The organism is Streptomyces sp. NPDC054961, from assembly GCF_053609145.1.
The window spans coordinates 46,534-62,860 of record NZ_JBSGWY010000017.1 but is presented as its reverse complement, the minus strand read 5'-3'; the positions used below and the strand labels follow the sequence as shown (position 1 = coordinate 62,860).

General features: G+C 72.4%; 14 protein-coding genes. 9 read left to right on the top strand and 5 right to left on the bottom strand.

Features of this window, described 5'->3' with window-relative positions:
* Positions 1-147: 147 nt before the first annotated feature.
* Genes ACWF9Z_RS17460 through ACWF9Z_RS17450 form a run of 3 tightly spaced genes read right to left on the bottom strand, consistent with a single transcriptional unit; the run spans position 148 to position 2,506 of the window.
* The gene (locus ACWF9Z_RS17460) at positions 148-222 is read right to left on the bottom strand and encodes a 50S ribosomal protein bL37 (protein WP_099895366.1); all 75 of its coding nucleotides are present in this window, start codon (positions 220-222) and stop codon (positions 148-150) included.
* A gap of 40 nt (positions 223-262) precedes the next feature.
* Positions 263-1,249 carry a methylmalonyl Co-A mutase-associated GTPase MeaB gene (meaB, locus tag ACWF9Z_RS17455; RefSeq protein ID WP_453603019.1) on the bottom strand — a complete coding sequence of 329 codons (987 nt, stop codon included), beginning with the start codon at positions 1,247-1,249 and terminating at the stop codon, positions 263-265.
* 57 nt (positions 1,250-1,306) lie between these two features.
* Positions 1,307-2,506, bottom strand: coding sequence for an acetyl-CoA C-acetyltransferase (locus tag ACWF9Z_RS17450; RefSeq protein WP_453603018.1), 1,200 nt, complete (start codon positions 2,504-2,506; stop codon positions 1,307-1,309).
* A gap of 137 nt (positions 2,507-2,643) precedes the next feature.
* On the opposite strand from ACWF9Z_RS17450, the gene mce reads away from it, so the two are divergent.
* The 7 genes from mce to ACWF9Z_RS17415 all read left to right on the top strand — a co-directional run bounded on the left by mce (position 2,644) and on the right by ACWF9Z_RS17415 (position 13,083).
* Positions 2,644-3,072, top strand: a complete 429-nt coding sequence (gene mce, locus ACWF9Z_RS17445) for a methylmalonyl-CoA epimerase (protein ID WP_215033973.1) — start codon at positions 2,644-2,646, stop codon at positions 3,070-3,072.
* Positions 3,073-3,252: 180 nt separating this feature from the next.
* The gene (scy, locus tag ACWF9Z_RS17440; protein WP_453603016.1) at positions 3,253-7,842 is read left to right on the top strand and encodes a polarized growth protein Scy; all 4,590 of its coding nucleotides are present in this window, start codon (positions 3,253-3,255) and stop codon (positions 7,840-7,842) included.
* A 201-nt stretch (positions 7,843-8,043) separates the two neighbouring features.
* Positions 8,044-8,982 (top strand): coiled-coil domain-containing protein, encoded by a 939-nt coding sequence (locus ACWF9Z_RS17435; protein ID WP_215033977.1) that lies wholly within the window; start codon positions 8,044-8,046, stop codon positions 8,980-8,982.
* Between the two features lie 103 nt (positions 8,983-9,085).
* A complete protein-coding gene (locus ACWF9Z_RS17430; RefSeq protein ID WP_453603014.1) occupies positions 9,086-10,123 on the top strand; it encodes an ABC transporter ATP-binding protein in 1,038 nt (345 codons plus the stop codon).
* A gap of 2 nt (positions 10,124-10,125) precedes the next feature.
* Entirely contained in the window at positions 10,126-10,905 is a 780-nt protein-coding gene (locus ACWF9Z_RS17425) for an ABC transporter permease (protein ID WP_453603135.1), read from the top strand.
* A gap of 136 nt (positions 10,906-11,041) precedes the next feature.
* On the top strand, positions 11,042-12,220 hold the full coding sequence (locus tag ACWF9Z_RS17420; RefSeq protein WP_453603013.1) for an ATP-binding cassette domain-containing protein: 1,179 nt from the start codon (positions 11,042-11,044) through the stop codon (positions 12,218-12,220).
* A complete protein-coding gene (locus tag ACWF9Z_RS17415) occupies positions 12,217-13,083 on the top strand; it encodes an ABC transporter permease (protein ID WP_453603011.1) in 867 nt (288 codons plus the stop codon). Before ACWF9Z_RS17420 ends, ACWF9Z_RS17415 begins: the two co-directional genes overlap by 4 nt.
* 22 nt (positions 13,084-13,105) lie before the next feature.
* Here the strand turns inward: ACWF9Z_RS17415 and ACWF9Z_RS17410 are convergent, their stop codons facing one another.
* The gene (locus ACWF9Z_RS17410; protein WP_250744750.1) at positions 13,106-13,447 is read right to left on the bottom strand and encodes an ATP/GTP-binding protein; all 342 of its coding nucleotides are present in this window, start codon (positions 13,445-13,447) and stop codon (positions 13,106-13,108) included.
* A gap of 230 nt (positions 13,448-13,677) precedes the next feature.
* Between ACWF9Z_RS17410 and ACWF9Z_RS17405 the strand changes: the two genes are divergently transcribed.
* A complete protein-coding gene (locus tag ACWF9Z_RS17405) occupies positions 13,678-14,745 on the top strand; it encodes an LLM class flavin-dependent oxidoreductase (RefSeq protein ID WP_453603009.1) in 1,068 nt (355 codons plus the stop codon).
* Positions 14,746-14,942: 197 nt separating this feature from the next.
* On the opposite strand, the gene ACWF9Z_RS17400 is transcribed toward ACWF9Z_RS17405, so the two are convergent.
* Entirely contained in the window at positions 14,943-15,335 is a 393-nt protein-coding gene (locus ACWF9Z_RS17400; protein ID WP_356649321.1) for an SCO5389 family protein, read from the bottom strand.
* A 219-nt stretch (positions 15,336-15,554) separates the two neighbouring features.
* On the opposite strand from ACWF9Z_RS17400, the gene nucS reads away from it, so the two are divergent.
* Entirely contained in the window at positions 15,555-16,226 is a 672-nt protein-coding gene (gene nucS / locus ACWF9Z_RS17395) for an endonuclease NucS (protein ID WP_453603007.1), read from the top strand.
* Positions 16,227-16,327 lie beyond the last annotated feature (101 nt).

The following is a 16,327-nucleotide window of genomic DNA, read 5'->3' as shown; positions in this document are numbered from 1 at the left end:
GGCTCGCAGTCTCGGTGGGCGCCCACACCCCGCGGCGCCGTGTGACTGGGAGCGGGCGGCCCGGGGGCTGGCCGAGGGGTGCGGTTGGCTCCCCCCCCCCCCGGCGGGGGGGGCGCCCCCCTCCTCTCGTACGTTCACACGGGCCGGTCAGGCGTTGGGACGCTTGCCGTGGTTGGCCTTCTTCTTCTTGCGGGCTCGCTTCTTGTTGCCGCGCTTCGCCATGAAACCTCCCTGCGTCGGGGCATTCCGGGCTTTCGCCAGTCTATGACCGGCCCGCGGCCCCCGCATCCGGTTCGGTCAGAGTCGCCAGCAGTGCGTCCGAGGCGGCGTACGGGTCCAGCTCGCCGCCGGCAACCCGGCCGGCCAGGGCGTCGAGCCGGGCGTCGCCGTGCACATCGGCCAGCCTGGCCCGGAGCGCGGTGATCGCGATCGTCTCGACCTCCCGCGCCGCCCGCGCCGTGCGGCGCTCGGCCAGCACCCCGCGCTCGTCCATCCACGCCCGGTGCTTCTCCAGCGCCTCGACGAGTTCGTCGATGCCCGTGCCGCGGGCCGCGACCGTCTTGACGATGGGCGGCCGCCAGTCGCCCTTGCCCCGGGACTCCCCGAGGCTCAGCATGTGGTTCAGCTCCCGCGCGGTGGCGTCCGCGCCGTCCCGGTCGGCCTTGTTGACCACGTAGACGTCACCGATCTCCAGGATGCCCGCCTTCGCGGCCTGGATCCCGTCGCCCATCCCGGGGGCCAGCAGCACCACCGAGGTGTCGGCCTGGGCCGCGATCTCCACCTCCGACTGCCCGACCCCGACGGTCTCGACCAGGATCACCTCGCAGCCGGCGGCGTCCAGCACCCGGATGGCCTGCGGCGCCGCCCAGGCGAGGCCGCCCAGGTGCCCGCGGGTGGCCATGGAGCGGATGTAGACCCCCGGGTCGGAGGCGTGGTCCGACATGCGCACCCGGTCGCCGAGCAGCGCGCCGCCGCTGAACGGCGAGGACGGGTCGACGGCGAGGACGCCGACCCGCTTGCCGGCCTGGCGGTACGCGGAGACCAGCGCCGAGGTCGTCGTGGACTTGCCGACGCCCGGCGAGCCCGTGAGCCCCACCACGTACGCGTTGCCCGTGAGCGGCGCCAGCGCCGCCATCACCTCGCGCAGCTGCGGGGACGCCCCCTCGACCAGCGAGATCAGCCGGGCCACCGCCCTCGGCCTGCCTTCGCGCGCCTGGGCCACCAGCTGGGGGACGTCCACCGCCGTCATAACGTGCTGCACTCCTCGGTTCTGGTACGGGTACGGGGTCCTGCCGGGGGCCGTGCCCTACGGGGCGACGCGCACGATCAGGGCGTCGCCCTGGCCGCCGCCGCCGCACAGCGCGGCCGCTCCGACCCCGCCGCCGCGGCGCTTGAGCTCCAGCGCCAGGTGCAGCACCACGCGGGCGCCGGACATGCCGATCGGGTGGCCCAGGGCGATGGCGCCGCCGTTGACGTTCACCTTTTCCGGGGTCACGCCGAGGTCCTTCATTGACTGCACGGCGACCGCCGCGAAGGCCTCGTTGATCTCGATCAGGTCCAGGTCGGCGACCTCCAGGCCCTCCTTCTTCAGGGCGTGCAGGATCGCGTTGGACGGCTGCGACTGGAGCGAGTTGTCCGGGCCGGCCACGTTGCCGTGGGCGCCGATCTCGGCGAGCCACTCCAGGCCCAGCTCCTCGGCCTTGGCCTTGCTCATCACGACCACGGCGGCCGCGCCGTCGCTGATCTGCGAGGCCGTACCGGCGGTGATGGTGCCGTCCTTCGTGAACGCGGGGCGCAGCTTGCCGAGGGACTCCGCCGTCGTCTCGGGGCGGATGCCCTCGTCGGCGGAGAAGATGACCGGGTCGCCCTTGCGCTGCGGGATCTCCACCGGGGTGATCTCGGCCTCGAAGACGCCGTTCTTCTGCGCGGCGGCGGCGCGCTGGTGGGAGGCGGCGGCGAACTCGTCCTGCGGGCCGCGCTCGATGCCCAGGCGGGTGTTGTGCTTCTCGGTGGACTCGCCCATCGCGATGTTCTCGAAGGCGTCCGTGAGGCCGTCGTAGGCCATCGCGTCGAGCATCTCGATGGCGCCGTACTTGTATCCCTCGCGGGACTTCGGCAGCAGGTGCGGGGCGTTGGTCATCGACTCCTGGCCGCCCGCGACCACGATGTCGAACTCCCCGGCGCGGATGAGCTGGTCGGCCAGGGCGATGGCGTCGAGGCCCGAGAGGCACACCTTGTTGATGGTGAGGGCGGGCACGTTCATCGGGATGCCGGCCTTGACCGCGGCCTGGCGGGCGGGAATCTGGCCCGCACCGGCCTGGAGCACCTGGCCCATGATCACGTACTGGACCTGGTCGCCGGAGATCCCGGCCCGCTCCAGCGCGGACTTGATGGCGAAGCCGCCGAGGTCGGCACCCGAGAAGGACTTCAGCGAACCCAGCAGCCGTCCCATGGGCGTGCGGGCCCCGGCGACGATCACTGACGTGGTGTTGTTCGTTCCGGACATGGAGCACAGCCCCTTGAAGATGAGGAGTGAACGAGGGTTTACCCGAATGTACTGAGCGGTACCCGTGCCGTCACCGGCCCGCCAGTGTGATCGCGCGCACGTTGCGTAACCACCTCCCGTGGCGCTGCACTGTGTCCATGCTGACAAGAATCGACCACATCGGGATCGCCTGCTTCGACCTGGACAAGACCGTCGAGTTCTACCGTGCCACGTACGGCTTCGAGGTGTTCCACTCCGAGGTCAACGAGGAGCAGGGTGTGCGCGAGGCCATGCTCAAGATCAACGAGACCTCCGACGGCGGCGCCTCGTACCTCCAGCTCCTGGAACCCACCCGCGAGGACTCCGCGGTCGGCAAGTGGCTGGCCAAGAACGGCGAGGGGGTCCACCACATCGCCTTCGGCACCGCGGACGTCCTCGGCGACTCGGAGGCCATCCGCGGCAAGGGCGTCCGCGTCCTCTACGACCAGCCCCGCACGGGTTCGATGGGGTCTCAGATCACCTTCCTGCACCCCAAGGACTGCCACGGTGTCCTGACCGAACTGGTCACGAGCAACCCCGAGCACTAATGTCCCGTTTCCCCGGCCGGTAGAGTGGCTCTGGCTCGGCCGGGGTTCGGTGCGGAGACGGGGTCGGGGCCTGTAACCCCAGCCCCGCCATCTGACACCATTCCCCGGGGGCGTCGTTCAGCGGGCGGACGATGCTCAGTGCGTGTGAGCTTGCGACCAGGGGACGGATGGGACCGCGCTGTGCGGGGCTACGAAAGCCAGGAGAGCCATCAGGCCGAGGCCGACCATCTCTCGCTCTTCGAAGCCGAGATGGAGCGGCTGAAGAAGGAACGCGGGAAGGCCGTCCAGCACGCCGATGACCTGGGATACCAGGTCGAGGTGCTGCGCGCCAAGCTCCACGAGGTACGCCGCAATCTGGCGTCCCGCCCCGCCTACGACGGCGCGGACATGGGCTATCAGGCGGAGCAGCTGCTTCGCAATGCCCAGATCCAGGCCGACCAGATGCGTTCCGACGCCGAGCGCGAACTGCGCGACGTACGGGCGCAGACCCAGCGCATCCTCCAGGAGCACGCCGAGCACCAGGCGCGGCTCCAGGCCGAACTGCACGCCGAGGCCGTCAACCGCCGCCAGCGCCTGGACCAGGAGCTGGGCGAGCGCCGCCAGACGGTGGAAGCCCACGTCAACGAGAACGTGGCCTGGGCCGAGCAGTTGCGCGCCCGCACCGAGTCGCAGGCCCGCCGGCTCATGGACGAGTCCCGCGCCGAGGCCGAGCAGACCCTGAACGCCGCCCGGGCCGAGGCCGCCCGGGTCACCGCCGAGGCCACCCGCCGGCTCGCCGCCGAGAACGAGGCGACCCGCACCGAGGCCGAGGCGACGCTGCTGCGCGCCCGCAAGGAGTCCGAGCGGCTGCTGACCGCCGCCGGGGCGCAGGCCCAGGAGGCCACCGAGCACGCGGAGCGGCTGCGCTCGACCACCTCCGCCGAGGCCGAGCAGACCCGCCAGCAGACCATGGACCTGGGCCGGGTCGCCGAACAGCGCGCCCAGGAAGCCGACGTATCGCTGCGCGAGGCGCGCGCGGCCGCCGAGAAGCTGCTCGCGGAGGCCAAGGAGAGTGCCGCGCGCCAGCTCGCCTCGGCGGAATCCGTCAACGAGCAGCGCACCCGTACGGCCAAGGAGCAGGTGGCCCGCCTGGTCGGCGAGGCCACCAAGGAAGCCGAGATCCTCAAGGCCGAGGCCGAGCAGGCGCTGGCGGATGCCCGCGCCGACGCCGAGCGGCTGCGCGGCGAGGCCGGCGAGCAGGCCCGTACCGCGGCCGCCGAGGACACGGCGGCCCAGCTGGCGAAGGCGGCCCGCACCGCCGAGGACGTCCTGAACAAGGCCACGGAGGACGCCCGCGCCACCACCCGGGCGGCGTCCGAGGAGGCCGAGCGGATCCGCGGCGAGGCGGAGGCGGAGGCCGAGCGGCTGCGCGCCCAGGCCGCGACCACCGCCGACGAGCTCAAGGGCGCGGCGAAGGACGACACCGAGGAGTACCGAGCCCGTACCGTCGAACTCCAGGCGGAGGCCCGCAGGCTGCGCGGCGAGGCCGAGCAGCTGCGCGCGGAGGCCGTCGCCGAGGGCGAGCGGATCCGCGGCGAGGCCCGCCGCGAGGCGGTCCAGCAGATCGAGGAGGCGGCCCGGACCGCCGAGGAGCTGCTCGGCAAGTCCCGGGCGGACGCCGACGAGGTGCGCGCGAGCGCGAGCGCCGAGAGCGAGCGGGTCCGCGCCGAGGCCGTCGAGCGGGCCACGACCCTGCGCAAGCAGGCCGAGGAGACCCTGGACCGGACCCGCGCCGAGGCCGAGCGGCTGCGCGCGGAGGCCGAGGAGGAGGCGCAGTCCGTACGGTCCGAGGCGGACGCCGCGGCGGCCGTGCGGCGCGAGGAGACCGAGCGGGTGCTGGCCGCGAAGCGGGCGGAGGCCGACGAGGAGCTCGTCCGGCTGCACACGGACGCCGAGGCGCGGCTCGTGACGGCCGAGCAGACCCTGCGCGACGCCAGGGCGGCCGCGGAGAACGTCCGCAAGGAGAGCACCGAGGAGAGCGACCGGCTGCGCGCCGAGTCGGCGGAGCGGATCCGCACCCTGCAGACGCAGGCGGAGGCCGAGGCCGACCAGCTGCGCACCGGCGCGGCCGAGGACGCCGGCCGGGTCCGCGCCGAGGCCGAGCAGACCGCGGCGCGGCTGACGGGCGAGGCCGAGACCGAGGCGGAGCGGCTGCGCTCCGAGGCGCAGGAGACCGCCGACCGGCTGCGCGCGGAGGCCAAGGCCGCCGCCGAGCGGGTCGCGCAGGAAGCCGCCGAGGCGCTGGCCGCCGCCCAGGAGGAGGCCGCGCGCAGGCGCCGGGAGTCCGAGGAGACCCTGGCCTCGGCGCGCACCGACGCGGAGAGCGAGCGGGCGCAGGCCCGGGAGGAGAGCGAGGAGCTCCTCGCCCAGGCCCGCAAGCGCTCGGAGGAGGCCCAGGCCGAGGCGGTCTGGCTCACCGAGGAGGCCGAGCGGCGCGCGTCCGAGGTGGTCGCGGCGGCCGAGGCCACCGCCCAGCAGGTGCGCGATGCCGTGGCCGGGCTGCACGAGCAGGCCGAGGAAGAGATCGCGGGGCTGCGCAGCGCGGCCGAGCACGCCGCGGAGCGCGCGAGGACGGAGGCCGAGGAAGAGGCCGGCCGGGTCCGCGCCGACGCGTACGCCGAGCGGGAGCTGGCCACCGAGGACGCGAACCGGATCCGCAGCGAGGCGCGGACCGAGACGGACGCCGCGAAGGCGCTGGCCGAGCGGACCGTCGGCGACGCGATCGCCGAGGCCGATCAGCTGCGCTCGGACACCGCGGAGTACGCGCAGCGCGTGCGGACGGAGGCCACGGACGCCCTGGCCGCCTCCGAGCGCGACGCGGCCCGTACGAAGGCGGACGCCCGCGACGACGCGAACCGCATCCGCGGCGAGGCCGCGGACGCCCTGGAGGCTTCGCGCGCCGAGGGCGGCCGGATCGTGGCGCAGGCCACGGCGGAGGCGGCGCGGCTCACCGAGGAGACCACGGCCGCGAACGCGGCGACGGTCGCCGAGGCGCAGGCCGAGGCCGACCTGCTCACCGAGGCGGCGCTCACCGCCGCGGACGCCACCCGCTCCGAGGCGGACGGCACGCTGGACGAAGCCCGTGCGGAGGCCAACCGGCTGCGTACGGAAGCCGCCGAGCAGGCGGACCGGCTCATCACCGAGGCCGCGTCGGAGGCCGAGAAGCTCACCCAGGAGACCCTGGCCGCGAACGCGGTCACGGTGGGCGAGGCCGAGAGCGCCGCGAAGGCCCTGCGGGCCGAGGCGGCCGAGACCCTGGACGCGGCACGCGCCGAAGCGGGCCGCAGGACGGACCAGGCGGCGCAGACGCTGGCCGCCGCCGAGCGGGACGCGGCCCGGATCCTGGTCGACGCCCGGACCGAGGGCGACCGGCTGGTCGACGAGACGCGCGTGGCGAACGAGGCCACGGTCGGCGAGGCGGCCGCCGAGGGCGCCCGGCTGCGGGCCGAGGCGGCCCGGGTCCTGGACGACGCCCGCGCGGAGGGCGGCCGGATCATCGGCGAGGCCACCGCGGAGGCGGACCGCGTCACGATCGCGGCGAACGAGACCCTGGCAAGTGCCGAGCGGGAGGCCGAGCAGACACTCGACGAGGCGCGCGCCGAGGCGGGCAGGCTCCGCACCGAGGCGGCCGAGCAGGCCGACCGCCTGATCACGGAAGCCGTCGGCGAGGCGGACCGGCTCACCGAGCAGACCCGCAAGGACAACGAGCGCACGGTCGGCGAGGCCGCGAACGAGGCCGAGCGGCTGCGCGCGGAGGCGGCCGAGGCGCTGTCCTCGGCGCAGGAGCACGCGACCCGCACCCGTTCCGAGGCGGAGCGGGTCAAGGCCGGGGCCGCGACCGACGCCGAGCGGGTCCGCGGCGAGGCGCGCACGGAGTCGGAGCGGCTGCTGGACGAGGCCCGCGAGGAGGCCAACAAGCGTCGCAGCGAGGCCGCGGCGCAGGTCGACCGGCTCATCACGGAGGCCTCGTCGGAGGCCGAGAAGCTCACCGGGGACGCGCAGAAGCAGGCCCTGGCCGCCACCACGGCGGCCGAGGAGCAGGCGGACGCGATGGTGGACGCGGCGCGCAAGGAGGCCGCGCGGATCGCCTCCGAGGCGACCGTCGAGGGCAACTCCCTGGTGGAGAAGGCCCGTACGGACGCCGACGAGCTGCTGGTCGGGGCGCGCACGGACGCGTCGGCCATAAGGGAGCGGGCGGAGGAGCTGCGCGGCCGCGTCGAGGCGGAGGTCGAGGAGCTGCACGAGCGGGCCCGCCGGGAGTCGGCCGAGCAGATGAAGTCGGCCGGCGAGCGCGTGGACAAGCTGGTGCGGGCGGCGACCGAGCAGAGCGTCGAGGCGGAGGCGAAGGCCAAGGCCCTGGTGTCGGACGCGAGCAGCGAGGCGGGCAAGGTCCGCATCGCCGCGGTGCGCAAGGCGGAGGCGCTGCTCAAGGAGGCCGAGCAGAAGAAGGCGGAGCTGGTGCGGGAGGCCGAGGGCCGGCTCGCGGAGGCGCAGGCGGAGGCCGAGCGGCTCGTCGACGAGGGCCGGCGCGAGCTGGCGGTCCTGGTGCGGCGGCGCGAGGACATCCAGGCGGAGATCTCCCGTGTCCAGGACGTTCTTGAGGCGTTGGAATCATTCGAGGCGCCTTCGGGTGGCGCGAAGCCCGGGGTCGGCAGCCAGGGCGCGGGGGGCGTGAAGGCCGGTGCGACAGCGGGATCCGCTCGTTCGGGTGGCAAGGCGTCGGAGGGGTAGCCGGCGCACCTTGACGTGTGCTCCTGAGGGAGGTTCAGCCGAACGAGTGACAAGCATTCTGTCGCCTTGCCACTCAAAAGGGGTGTCATTGTCCAGATCAAACGCGGATTGACTCGATGACACGCCGTCTGGGCGCCTAGGATTCCCCTTAACACCCATCACCTCACGTAGCACCTCATCGTCTCATTCGACAGGAACCCCATGAGCGACACTTCCTCCCCCTTCGGCTTCGAGCTCGTGCGGCGTGGTTACGACCGCGGTCAGGTGGACGACCGCATCACCAAGCTGGTCTCCGACCGTGACAGCGCCCTCGGACGAATCAACTCTCTGGAAAAGCGCATCGAGGAGCTACACCTCGAGACGCAGAACGCCCAGGCCCAGGTGAACGACGCCGAGCCGTCGTACGCCGGCCTCGGTGCCCGGGTCGAGAAGATCCTGCGCCTGGCCGAGGAGGAGGCGAAGGACCTGCGCGAGGAGGCCCGTCGCGCCGCCGAGCAGCACCGCGAGCTCGCCGAGTCGGCGGCCCAGCAGGTGCGCAACGACGCCGAGTCGTTCGCCGCCGACCGCAAGTCGACGGCCGAGGACGAGGGTGTCCGGATCGTCGAGAAGGCCAAGGGCGACGCCTCCACCCTGCGCGCCGAGGCCCAGAAGGACGCGGCCTCCAAGCGCGAGGAGGCCGACGCGCTCTTCGAGGAGACCCGCGCCAAGGCCGCCCAGGCCGCCGCGGACTTCGAGACCAACCTGGCCAAGCGCCGCGAGCAGTCCGAGCGCGACCTGGCCGGCCGTCAGGCCAAGGCCGAGAAGCGTCTCGCGGAGATCGAGCACCGCGCGGAGCAGCTGCGCCTGGAGGCCGAGAAGCTCCGTACGGACGCCGAGCGCCGCGCCCGCCAGACCGTGGAGACCGCGCAGCGCCAGGCCGAGGACATCGTGGCCGACGCGAACGCCAAGGCGGACCGGATCCGCAGCGAGTCCGAGCGCGAGCTGGCGGCGCTCACCAACCGCCGCGACTCCATCAACGCCCAGCTCACCAACGTCCGCGAGATGCTCGCGACGCTGACGGGTGCCGCGGTCGCGGCCGCCGCCTCCCCGATCGACGACGAGCCGGTCACCCGCGGCGTTCCGGCGCAGCAGAGCCGCTAGTCGCCGGACCGTCACCGGAAGGCAATCTTCCAGTTCAGCCCCGAGGGCCCTGGGTCACCTGCGAGAGGTGGCGTAGGGCCCTCTGGCGTTCTAGCGTGGCCCAATGATCGAGCTTGAGGGCCTTACCAAACGATTCGGCGCGAAGACCGCCGTGGACAACCTCAGCTTCCAGGTCAGACCGGGGGTGGTGACCGGCTTCCTCGGCCCCAACGGGGCGGGCAAGTCCACGACCATGCGCATGATGCTCGACCTCGACAACCCGACCAGCGGTACGGTCCGGATCGACGGCAAGCACTACCGGGACCTGCCGGAGCCACTGAAGTACATCGGGGCGCTGCTGGACGCGAAGGCCATGCACGGCGGCCGCAGCGCGTACAACAACCTGCTCTGCCTCGCCCAGTCGAACCGGATCCCGCGCAGCCGGGTGTCCGAGGTGCTCGACCTGGTCGGCCTGTCGGCGGTCGCGAAGAAGAAGTCGAAAGGATTTTCGCTGGGTATGGGCCAGCGACTGGGAATCGCCTCCGCACTGCTCGGCGACCCGGAGATCCTGATGTTCGACGAACCCGTCAATGGTCTGGACCCGGAGGGAATTCTCTGGATCCGCAATCTTATGAAGGGGCTCGCGGCAGAGGGAAGGACGATCTTCGTCTCCTCCCACCTGATGAGCGAAATGGCGCTGACCGCGGAACACTTGGTCGTCATCGGACAGGGAAAGCTGCTGGCCGACCTGTCGATGGCCGATTTCATCCACCAGAACTCCCGCAGTTTCGTCCGGCTGCGTTCTCCGCAGCAGGAACGGCTGAAGGACGTCCTGCACGAGGCGGGAATCGACGCGATCAGCGTCCCGGCCACCGGCGCCCTGGAGATCGACGGGGTGACATCGGAGCAGCTCGGCGAGCTGGCCGCCCAGCACCAGATCGTGCTGCACGAACTCAGCCCGCAGCGGGCTTCACTGGAGGAAGCGTTCATGCGCATGACGGCCGACTCCGTCGAGTACCACGCCCACGCGCCGGGGGCGCCGGGCTTCTCCGGCGGACCGGGCCCCGCCGCCGACAACCCGGCCCGGCCGGCCGGCGTACCCGCGTGGGGCGCCGGCTTCGAGGCCCCGGCCAAGCGCAACAAGAACAAGGGCGGCGAGTGAACGTGTCCTCCTTCTCCGCCGTCCTGCAGTCCGAGTGGACCAAGATCCGCTCGGTCGCCTCGACCCTGTGGACCCTGGCCTCCGCGGCCCTCGTCACGGTCGGCATCAGCTCCCTGCTCTGCGCCTTCATCAGCTCCTCCTTCAAGGACATGAAGCCGGAGGAGCAGGCCACCTTCGACCCGACCCTGGCCAGCTTCGCGGGCATGTCCCTGGGCCAGCTCGCGATGATCGTCTTCGGCGTGCTGGTCGTCGGCACCGAGTACAGCTCGGGCATGATCCGCACTTCGCTGGCCGCCGTGCCCCGGCGCGGCGGCTTCCTGGCGGGCAAGCTGATCGTCGCGACCGGGCTCGCGCTGGCCGTCGGCCTCGTCACCAGCTTCGCGTCCTTCTTCATCGGCCAGGCGATCCTGGGCGACCGCAGCATCGCCATCACCGAGCCGAACGTGCTGCGCGCCGTGTTCGGCGCCGGGCTGTACATGGGGATGCTGGCGCTGTTCTCCATGGGCGTGGCCACCATGCTGCGCAGCTCGATGCTCTCGCTCGGCATCCTGATGCCGTTCTTCCTCCTGGTCTCGAACATCCTCGGGGCGGTCCCGGCGACCCGTAAGGTCGCCCAGTACTTCCCCGACCAGGCCGGTTCCAAGATCATGCAGGTGATCCCGGGGGCGATGGGCAGCGACAAGGCCCCCTACGGGCCCTGGGGCGGCTTCGGGATCATGGCCCTGTGGGTGCTGGCCGCCGTACTCGGCGGCTACCTCGTCCTGAAGAAGAGGGACGCCTGAGGTCGTACGGGCAAAACCCGGGTCGGTCTCAGGGGCAGCTCAGGGATCCGGCCCGGGACGGAACCGTAGGATCCTCGCTATCCTCTTAACCCTTACGCGGGCGAAAGTCGTCCCGGCCTGGTAAGGGGCAGTGCACATGATCGAGGCAGTCGGCCTGACGAAGCGCTTCGGCGCGAAGACCGCCGTCGACGACCTGTCCTTCCAGGTCAGGCCGGGTCACGTGACGGGTTTCCTGGGGCCCAACGGCTCCGGGAAGTCCACCACCATGCGGATGGTCCTGGGCCTGGACCGCCCCAGCTCCGGCCGGGTCACCATCAACGGCCTGCCCTTCCGCGAGCTGCCGAACGCCCAGCGGCACGTCGGCGCCCTGCTCGACGCCAAGGCCATGCACGGCGGCCGCCGGGCCCGCACCCACCTCCTGGCCACCGCCCAGCTGTCCGGGATCCCCGAGAAGCGGGTCGACGAGGTCCTGGGCGTCGTGGGCCTCCAGGACGTCGCCCGGCAGCGCACCAAGGGCTTCTCGCTCGGCATGGGCCAGCGCCTCGGCATCGCGACGGCCCTGCTCGGCGACCCGCAGGTGCTCCTCTTCGACGAACCGGTCAATGGCCTCGACCCGGAGGGCATCCTCTGGGTCCGCAATCTGATGCGCCAGCTCGCCGCCGAGGGCCGCACCGTCTTCGTCTCCTCGCACCTCATGAGCGAGATGGCGCTGACCGCCGACCACCTGATCGTGATCGGCCGGGGCCGGCTGCTCGCCGACATGAGCACCCAGGACTTCATCACGCACAATTCGGCCGGATTCGCACGGGTCCGCACCGCCGATACCGACCCGGCGGGGTGGGACGCGCTCGGCTCCACGCTGACCAGGGCCGGCGGCCGGGTGCTCAAGGAGCCCGACGGGGCCCTGCGGGTGACCGGGCTGGAACTGCCCCGGATCTCCGATCTCGCGCACCGGGCCGGCGTACGCCTGTGGGAGCTGTCGCCGCACCGGGCCTCCCTGGAAGAGGCGTACATGCGAATGACGCAGTCCTCGCTCGAGTTCACCTCCACCGAGGACCCGCGGGCCGAGCTGTGGGAACCGGATCCGCTCAGCCTCCCCGAATGGGAGGAGAGCGGCGCCGCGCCCGACCTCGACGTCCCGCAGACCGGCTTCTTCGCGCCTCCGCCGCCCGGATCCGACGGAAAGCCCTTCCTGATGCCCGGCAGCCCCGGACAGCTGGCCACCGCCTCTCCCGACCACTCACCCGGGCCCTCCCCCGAGCCCGTGCACTCCCCCGCGCGGAGCGCCGCCGAGAACACCGAGGACATCCGATGACCCCTGCGACGACCACGGCCGCCGGGGAGCGGGCGCAGCCGGAGGCCTACAGCTCGCCGCTGCCGGCCGCCCAGCCCCACCTGGGGCACGCGCTGGCCTCGGAGTGGACCAAGCTGACCTCGGTGCGCTCGACGATGTGGACGCTCGGCTCGCTGGTGCTGCTGGTCGTGGGCGTCGGCGGCCTGGTCGTGTGGCAGACCGCGTCCCACGACTACGAGCAGATGCCGTTCACCACCCCCGCCCTCTTCGGCCTGCTGGTCGGGCAGCTCTCGGTGATCGTCCTCGGGGTGCTGACGATCACCTCCGAGTACGGCACGGGCCTGATCCGCACCACCCTGACGGCGGCCCCCGACCGGCACCGGGTGCTCAGCGCGAAGTACCTCGTCTTCGGCGTCACCGCGTTCCTCACCACCGCCGGCTCGGTCTGCCTGGTCGGGCTGGCCGCCTCGATCCTGCGCGACGGTCCGGGCTCGGGTCTGCACCCGGGCAACGAGTGGGCGGCCGGGCTCATGGGCAGCTTCTACGTCACCCTGCTCGGCGTACTGGCCCTGGCCGTCGGGGCGCTGGTGCGGCACTCCGCGGGGGCCATCGCCCTCATGCTCGGCCTCGTCACGCTGCCACCGGTGATAGGGGCGGTCCTCAGCATCTGGGAGGCCCTCGCCCCGGCCGGCCGGGCCCTGCTGCAGTACAACGCGCCGGTGGCGCTGATACAGCTCTTCGGGCTGCCCACCAACACGACCGACCCGACGGCCGGCGACGTGGTCACGGGCCCCGGCGACCTCAGCCACATGATGCTGATCCTGCTGGTCACGGGCGCCGCGGTGGCCGGCTCGTACCTGGTGGTCGGCCGCCGGGACGTCTGACGCCCGACGCGGGGCCCTGGTCTCAGTACTTCGGGGCGTTGCGGGACCGCTGCACCTTCGAGGTGCGGCGGTCCTTCGCGTTCCAGCAGGCCTTGTGCCAGTGCCTGCGGTCGTCGACGCCGCCGTACTCCGGCCAGGCCACCAGGTGCGGGGTGCCCGAGGGGATCTCCTGGTCACAGCCGGGGCAGCGGTAGCGCTTGCCCGCCGCGCTGGCGCCCGCGACGTGCCGGACCTTCCACTCCTCGCCCTGGTACTCCTCCGTCCGCTCCAGCCCGTACCGGTCCAGGCTCCCCGGGCCCGAGCCCTGGTCCGAACGATCGGCTGGATTCTCGCCGCCCCTGGGGCGGTTGTGGCGCGGAGACACGTATACCTCACGGATGGGCGGACGGCAGTGACTTTCCTCCAGACTACGCGCAGCGAGGCCGGGTACCCGCAGGGTGGCTGAAGGCCGACCCTCGCAAGAACGCGACTGGCCCGACAATCCCAATAACTTTCCGGTCAGGCCGTGCCTTTGGCACGTGTCAGACGTTGTTGCCCGTAAGGAAACCGGTCCACCTGGGGGAGGCCGCGTCAGCCGCGAGGAGGCTAAAGGCGATGCGCGTAGGAGCGTTTGTACTGGCGGCCCAGTTCCCGGGCCAGGGACAGGGCGAGGCACTGCACCGGGCGGTGCGGACCGCGGAGGTGGCCGAGGAGGCCGGGCTCGACTCGGTCTGGATCGCCGAGCACCACTTCGTGCCGTACGGGGTCTGTCCGTCGGCGGTGACGCTGGCCGCCCTGATGCTGGGCCGCACCCGGCGGCTGCGCGTGGGCACGGCGGTGAGCGTGCTGCCGAGCACGCATCCGGTGGCCCTGGGCGAGCAGGCCGCGCTGCTGCACCTGACCTCGGAGGGGCGGTTCACCCTGGGGGTGGGCCGTGGCGGCCCCTGGGTGGACCTGGAGGTCTTCGGCGGCGGACTCGACGCGTACGAGAACCGGTTCCCGCAGGACCTGGACCTGTTGCGCCGCTGGCTGACCGAGCCCCGGGTGGGGACGGCGTCGGGAGCGGCCACGGAGGCGGGGGCAGGGGCGGGGGCCGGCGCGGCCGGCGAGCGGTACGGCTTCCGCGAGGTGGCCGTGGTCCCGCGCCCGTCGGAGGCGCTGGGCGCGGCGGGGACGGGGCCGGAAGTGATCGTCGCCTGCACCTCTCCCGCGTCGGTCCGGCGGGCCGCCGAGCGCGGACTGCCGATGCTGCTGGGCATGCACTGCGGGGACGAGGACAAGGCCGCGATGGTCGACCTGTGGAGGCGCACCGCGCGGGCCGCGGGCCGTTCGCCGGAGGCGGGCCACGTGTCGGCCGGGGTGTGCCAGCTCGCGGACCGGACGGCGGACGCCCGGGAAACGCTGCTGAAGGCGATGCCGGGCTGGCTCAAGCAGGGCCTCGACGCCCATGTGACGGTGGACGGGCGCCAGCGCGCGATGCGCGATCCGGTCGCGTACACGGAGCTGCTGTGCGACCTGCACCCCGTCGGCACCCCGGAGCTGGCCGCGGACCGGCTGGCGCGCACGGCGCAGCGTACGGGCATCACGCGGTTCGCCCTGCTGACGGAAGGCTCGGGAGACCTCGCCGCGACGGAGGAGAACCTCCGGCGCCTCGGCGCCGAAGTCGTTCCGGCGCTCGGCTGAGACCAGGGCTGCCGCTCCGTTGGCACCGGAGCGGCAGCGGGATACCGGTCGGACGTCGTAGCTCACGCGTCGTACGGAAGTGCGGTGGTGCGGTCTTGCCGTGGTGCGGTCATGCGGTGGAGCGGCGGTGCGGTGGTGCGGTTCGGTCCTGTGACGCGGCCCCGTGGTGCTCACGGCGCGCCGGGTCCGCGGTCCTGCTAACAGTCCCGCAGTTCCGGCGACTGGTTGAGCAGCTGCCCGCGGATCGAAGTGAACTTGGCCAACCGGTCGTCCACCGAGGAGTCCAGCGGGAACACCGCCAGTCGGTGGCAGTTCTGGAAGGCCAGGCGCACTCCGAAGTGGCGCTGCAGCGCCCCCCGAATCGCGTCACTCGCGAGAGCGCGGAGCAGCTGGCCACGCGCCTGCTCGTCGGGCGGAGGCGTCTGGTTGTCGGCGAACTGGCCGCCGTCCACCTTCAGCTGGGCCACCAGCGAGCTGACCATCTCCCATGCGTAGGGCAGGGAGGTCCGGACGCAGTCGACGAAAGCGGCTTCGTCGACCTCGCCTCGCTCGGCCTGTTCGAGTAGGGCCGGTGAGACGTCGAGCGACATGGGTTCTCCTCTCGCGACCCCGGCGTTTGGGTTGCCGGAGCCTTACGGTCAGGGAAGGAGTTCGCAACGCAGTGTGCACGCGTCGCAACCTCCCGCTCACCACGGTAGGCGCCCGGTGGGTACCGCACCAGGAGAATGCGCATACAACGCGCCATCCGCGAAGGGGGCTTTCGGGGGCGAATCGCGTGCGGGCCCGTCGGTCGAGTAGCGTTGCCGACCATGCGCCTCGTCATTGCCCGCTGCTCCGTCGACTATGCGGGCCGGCTCACCGCCCATCTGCCCTCGGCACCCCGTCTGATCCTCGTAAAGGCTGACGGCAGTGTCTCGATCCACGCGGACGACCGGGCGTACAAACCGCTCAACTGGATGTCGCCGCCGTGCACCCTCAAGGAGGGGAGTGGTGACGAGGCCGGCGTCTGGACGGTCGTCAACAAGGCGGGCGAGAAGCTCATCATCACCATGGAGGAAGTCCTCCACGACTCCTCGCACGAGCTCGGCGTCGACCCCGGCCTGATCAAGGACGGCGTCGAGGCCCACCTGCAGGAACTCCTGGCCGACCGGATCGAGACCCTCGGCGAGGGGTACACGCTGATCCGCCGCGAGTACATGACGGCGATCGGACCCGTGGACATCCTGTGCCGGGACGCCGACGGCGCGACGGTGGCCGTGGAGATCAAGCGGCGCGGCGAGATCGACGGCGTCGAGCAGCTCACGCGCTATCTGGAACTGCTGAACCGCGATCCCCACCTGGCGCCGGTCAAGGGCGTCTTCGCGGCCCAGGAGATCAAGCCCCAGGCCCGCGTCCTGGCGACGGACCGCGGCATGCACTGTGTCGTCCTCGACTACAACGCCATGCGCGGCATCGAGGACGACAAGCTCCGCCTGTTCTGACGGGGACCGGGCACGGGCCCGGGGGCGGGGCGGGGGCGCGGGTGGGTTCGGGGGTAGTGTACGTGGGAGGGCCCCGGGCCGCAGCCCGGGAGGGCCGGGCA

Bases quoted from the DNA above. Each gene is read 5' to 3' on its own strand.
- meaB (WP_453603019.1), bottom strand. From the start codon at position 1,249: ATGACGGCGGTGGACGTCCCCCAGCTGGTGGCCCAGGCGCGCGAAGGC.
- ACWF9Z_RS17450 (WP_453603018.1), bottom strand. From the start codon at position 2,506: ATGTCCGGAACGAACAACACCACGTCAGTGATCGTCGCCGGGGCCCGC.
- mce (WP_215033973.1), top strand. From the start codon at position 2,644: ATGCTGACAAGAATCGACCACATCGGGATCGCCTGCTTCGACCTGGAC.
- ACWF9Z_RS17435 (WP_215033977.1), top strand. From the start codon at position 8,044: ATGAGCGACACTTCCTCCCCCTTCGGCTTCGAGCTCGTGCGGCGTGGT.
- ACWF9Z_RS17430 (WP_453603014.1), top strand. From the start codon at position 9,086: ATGATCGAGCTTGAGGGCCTTACCAAACGATTCGGCGCGAAGACCGCC.
- ACWF9Z_RS17420 (WP_453603013.1), top strand. From the start codon at position 11,042: ATGATCGAGGCAGTCGGCCTGACGAAGCGCTTCGGCGCGAAGACCGCC.
- ACWF9Z_RS17415 (WP_453603011.1), top strand. From the start codon at position 12,217: ATGACCCCTGCGACGACCACGGCCGCCGGGGAGCGGGCGCAGCCGGAG.
- ACWF9Z_RS17405 (WP_453603009.1), top strand. From the start codon at position 13,678: ATGCGCGTAGGAGCGTTTGTACTGGCGGCCCAGTTCCCGGGCCAGGGA.
- ACWF9Z_RS17400 (WP_356649321.1), bottom strand. From the start codon at position 15,335: ATGTCGCTCGACGTCTCACCGGCCCTACTCGAACAGGCCGAGCGAGGC.
- nucS (WP_453603007.1), top strand. From the start codon at position 15,555: ATGCGCCTCGTCATTGCCCGCTGCTCCGTCGACTATGCGGGCCGGCTC.